This window comes from Acidiplasma aeolicum (assembly GCF_001402945.1).
In the GTDB taxonomy this organism is placed as follows: Archaea; Thermoplasmatota; Thermoplasmata; order Thermoplasmatales; family Thermoplasmataceae; genus Acidiplasma; species Acidiplasma aeolicum.
In genome coordinates, this window is record NZ_LKBG01000029.1 from 1 (window position 1) to 4,190 (window position 4,190).

Sequence of the window (4,190 nt, forward strand, 5' to 3'; positions counted from 1 at the left end):
CATATGATTATTCATTTGAATCAGCAGTTGATAAATCCTCAAACATTATATGCATGAGGCTTGGCATAGTAAGCATAGATAATAAAAGGCATATTGCGCTTTTCAATGGTAATAAAATCGCACTGGCTGATAATTTTGGGGTAAAAAAGCAGGCCATAAAGGACCTTGACCGTGAGGATTTTAAAAAAATTGAGAACATTAATGAATTCGAATCATATGATTATTCATTTGAATCAGCAGTTGATAAATCCTCAAACATTATATGCATAGGGCTCAATTATAAAACACATATTGATGAAACACGGGAGAAATCGTTTGATGACCCTGTCTTATTTTTAAAATCAAATAATTCATTAACAGGAAATAACAGCAGGGTAAGGATATTAAAAAACATGAATGTTGATTACGAGGGTGAGCTTGGTGTTATGATTGGAAAAAAGGCCAGGGATGTTTCAAAAAGGGATGCACTTGACCATGTTTTTGGCTATTTTATTGCAAATGATGTAAGCTCGAGGAAAATGCAATTTTTGAATGGCCAGTGGTTTATAGGCAAGAGCTTTGATGGCTTCTTCCCCAATGGGCCATACATTGTTACTGCGGATGAAATTCCGGATCCTCAGGATTTAAGAATACAGACCTATCTTAATACTGATCTGAGGCAGAACTCATCCACTGATTACATGATACACCCCGTGGATGAGCTTATCAGCTATATATCAAAATACATAACGTTAATGCCCGGGGATGTAATATCTACGGGAACACCGTCAGGCGTGATACTTGGCATGCCAGAGGATAAAAGAATCTGGATAAAGCCGGGTGATAACGTTACTGTAAAAATCGATAAAATAGGGGAATTAAAAAACAGATTTGTGGAATAAAAATTATGTATTATACATTAATAGTAAAGCCTGGATTAAAAACAAGGCGCAGGGTAACATTATTAAAGAAAAGAATTAGCAATGAATACGGTTACATAGGCACATTAAGCAATAAGGGCGTGCATATAACACTTGCATATTTAAAGGATTACAGGCATCTTGACATGGATAAAGTGTATAATGTCTGCAAAAATATAAAGGCTTTTAACATAGGCTTCGATGGGCTTGATTATTTTCAGAGGGAAAAAAACGGCAGAATTTTTTATATTGTTTATCTTAAAGTAATTTATCCATATGAATTTAGGAGACTCCATGATCTGATTAATAATGCTTTAAAGGATAATGTAATTAATTCATCAGAGTTTGTTCCACATTTAAGCATAGCCAGGAAAAACATACACGATGACGAACTAAATAAAATACTTGAAAAATATAAAAATTTTAAACTGGATTATGAGGAAAAAATTGATCATATTCTTATTGGAAGAAGGTCCTCAATGGAAAAGCGCTGGAATTTCAAAAGGGTTTATTTCAATGATAAATTTTAATTATTCAATGGCATTCTGAATTATGAAAAAGATTTTATTAATAATACTGGATGGACTTGGTGACAGGCCTAACAGGGCCCTTGGCAATAAAACTGCACTTCAGGCTGCATTTAAGCCAAATCTGGATTACCTTGCAGATAATGGAGTTACCGGTTTAATGTCCCCAGTAGGTTTTGGCATCAGAAGCGGATCGGATACATCGCATTTATCAATACTTGGTTATAATCCAAGGGAATATTACACGGGCCGCGGTCCATTCGAGGCACTTGGTCTAGGCATAGACCTTCAGCCGGGGGATGTTGCATTTAGGGCAAACTTTGCATCGGTGGAAAATGGAAGGGTAACAGACCGCCGTGCAGGGCGTATAAAGGATACCACAGAGCTTTCAAGGTCCCTTGAAACTGAGATAGACGGTGTTAAATTTATAATAAAATCTGGTGTGGAGCATCGCGCAGCACTGGTTATCCGCGGGCCAAACCTTTCTGATAGGGTCAGTGAAACAGATCCGCATGCAATAAATTCTGATATTATGCTTACAAAACCACTGTCACCGGAGGCGGAATTTACATCCAGTGTTATCAATAAATTTCTTATTAGATCAAGAGAGATATTAAATAACCACGAGGTTAACAAGAAGAGGATTCAGAATGGAGAGAAGCCTGCAAATGAGATAATGATCCGTGGCGCAGGTAAACTTCCAGAAATGCCATCCTTTGAAAAGCTTTATGGTTTAAAGGCCGCATGTGTTTCAGGCACACCATTGATAAGGGGAATAGCAAGAATGGCAGGATTTGACATTCTTAATGTTTCGGGAATGACAGGCAGAACCGATACAAATTATGAAAATGTAATATCAGCTGCCGTGGATGCCCTGAAAACACATGATTTTGTCCTTGTAAATATTAAGGGCACAGATATTGCCGGCCATGACAGAAAGCCCGAGCTTAAAAGGGAGGTAATTGAAAAAACTGATCGTGCCATGGAGGGGCTTAAAAAACTTCTGGATACAACAGTAATAGCGGTAACAGGTGACCATAGCACACCATGCAGTTTTGGCGATCATACCGGCGATCCTGTGCCGATATTAATATCAACATCAGGAATAACCAGGGATTATGTTAAAACATTTGATGAGGCAAGCGTATCCCTTGGATATTATAAAATTACAAGCCTTGACATTATGCCATTGCTCCTTTCATATTCAGATAGGTCAGAAAAATACGGTGCATAAAACAAAAGTTTAAAATATTAACCTTATTTACAATTATGAAGGAATTAAAATTTGCAAGGTCAATAGAGATAAATTCAAAACCGGATGTTATATATAAGGTAATTACAGATATCCCAAGAATTCCTGATTTCTGGCATGGAACAAGGGAAATAAATAAAATAGGTGAAAACAGGTATGATGTAAAATTTGCATTCCCATCAAGGGCTGTTAGCACCTTTGAATTTGACAGGAATAGCTTCATATTTATACAGAATTACATTAAGGGCCCATTTACAGGATATACAAAAAATACAATTAAATACGATGGAAATAAGAGCATACTTACAACGGAATGGAATATCAAGCTTGGCCCATCATTAATCCTATTTTCACGAAGGTTGCAGGGTCATTTTGAATCAGGTGCAGAAAATGCATTAAAAAGAATAAAGGAATTTGTAGAATCTAATGCAGGGGAATAACCTCTGTATCCTTTGGAACATCCACATCCATTAATTCTGTGCTCAAATATGTTCTTGGGAACACGCTTAATGCATCATTAAGAAGAATTTTAAGATCATTGTACCTTGCGCTGTAATGGAATAAATATAATTTTTTCACATTTGCATCCCTTGCTATTTCCGCAGCCTGTCTGGATGATGTGTGGCCGTATTCATTTACCATGGGCTCCATGGATGAATCCATTGTTGAATCGTGGATTAAAACATCTGCATTTTTGGCAAATTCAACCATGGAATTTAACGGTCTGGTATCCCCGCTGTAAACTATTTTTCTTCCCTTTTTTATGCCCAGTGAAACATCCTCTATTTTGAAAATTTTGTTGTTTATTTCCAGCCTTCCGAGTGATCTTAGCTCCTCAAGTTTATTCACCGGAAAATTTATTTTATCCACCAGATTTCTATCAATTTTATATGCATCCTTCTCCTCAATGGAATATGATATTGCAGGTACGGGATGATCGCTTTTTAATGTCCTTAGTAAAAATTTTCCAAGGTCATATGTTTTTCCATAATCCAATTCCGTAATTTTTATATTAAAATTCAATGAATAATAACCAAGGTCTATTATCTTTTTAACAAAATATATTGCACCGGGCGGGCCATAGATATTAAGGTCATTTTCCCTTCCACTGAATGACATTGTATTTATTAGGCCGGCAAGCCCCAGAAAATGGTCCCCATGAAAATGGGTAATAAATATGTTTTTAATATCCATGTACGAAATAGAACTCTTCATAATCTGCTTCTGTGTGCCCTCACCGCAGTCAAATAGGTTAAGGACATCATCAATGTGGACTGCAACGGCAGGCAGTGCCCTTCCCGGTTTTGGTAATGAGCCACCTGTGCCAAGGAATGTTATTTTAATATTTGATGCCATAAAAATGGCTATGCAAAATTAATATATTACATTTCATAAATTAATTATATTACATTTATATTTATAATTCATGATAGATCAGGAGGTAAATATTAAGGGGAAAAAATATGAGTACATTAATGTTAAGCTCGGAACCAAGGCACCAATGGTTGTTTT

The 4,190-nt window shown here is 36.3% G+C and carries 5 protein-coding genes; 4 read left to right on the forward strand and 1 reads right to left on the reverse strand.

Annotated features, from left to right (window positions below):
- The 4 genes from AOG54_RS01205 to AOG54_RS01220 form a co-directional block, all read left to right on the forward strand.
- Positions 1–881 (forward strand): fumarylacetoacetate hydrolase family protein (locus AOG54_RS01205; protein WP_084795451.1); only part of this gene is annotated, 881 nt, incomplete at its 5' end.
- 5 nt (positions 882–886) lie between these two features.
- On the forward strand, positions 887–1,429 hold the full coding sequence (locus tag AOG54_RS01210; RefSeq protein ID WP_048102478.1) for a 2'-5' RNA ligase family protein: 543 nt from the start codon (positions 887–889) through the stop codon (positions 1,427–1,429).
- A 22-nt stretch (positions 1,430–1,451) separates the two neighbouring features.
- Positions 1,452–2,660, forward strand: coding sequence for a 2,3-bisphosphoglycerate-independent phosphoglycerate mutase (locus AOG54_RS01215; RefSeq protein WP_054963884.1), 1,209 nt, complete (start codon positions 1,452–1,454; stop codon positions 2,658–2,660).
- Between the two features lie 35 nt (positions 2,661–2,695).
- Positions 2,696–3,118: a hypothetical protein gene (locus AOG54_RS01220; protein WP_055032290.1), complete on the forward strand. Its 423-nt coding sequence runs from the start codon at positions 2,696–2,698 to the stop codon at positions 3,116–3,118.
- On the opposite strand, the gene rnz is transcribed toward AOG54_RS01220, so the two are convergent.
- Positions 3,102–4,034 carry a ribonuclease Z gene (gene rnz / locus AOG54_RS01225; protein WP_055032291.1) on the reverse strand — a complete coding sequence of 311 codons (933 nt, stop codon included), beginning with the start codon at positions 4,032–4,034 and terminating at the stop codon, positions 3,102–3,104. The two genes, AOG54_RS01220 and rnz, sit on opposite strands and share 17 nt — an antisense overlap.
- Positions 4,035–4,190: the final 156 nt, after the last annotated feature.

Excerpts from the sequence above, each read along its gene's own strand:
- AOG54_RS01220 (WP_055032290.1), top strand. The coding sequence starts at position 2,696 with ATGAAGGAATTAAAATTTGCAAGGTCAATAGAGATAAATTCAAAACCG.
- AOG54_RS01215 (WP_054963884.1), top strand. The coding sequence starts at position 1,452 with ATGAAAAAGATTTTATTAATAATACTGGATGGACTTGGTGACAGGCCT.
- AOG54_RS01210 (WP_048102478.1), top strand. The coding sequence starts at position 887 with ATGTATTATACATTAATAGTAAAGCCTGGATTAAAAACAAGGCGCAGG.
- rnz (WP_055032291.1), bottom strand. The coding sequence starts at position 4,034 with ATGGCATCAAATATTAAAATAACATTCCTTGGCACAGGTGGCTCATTA.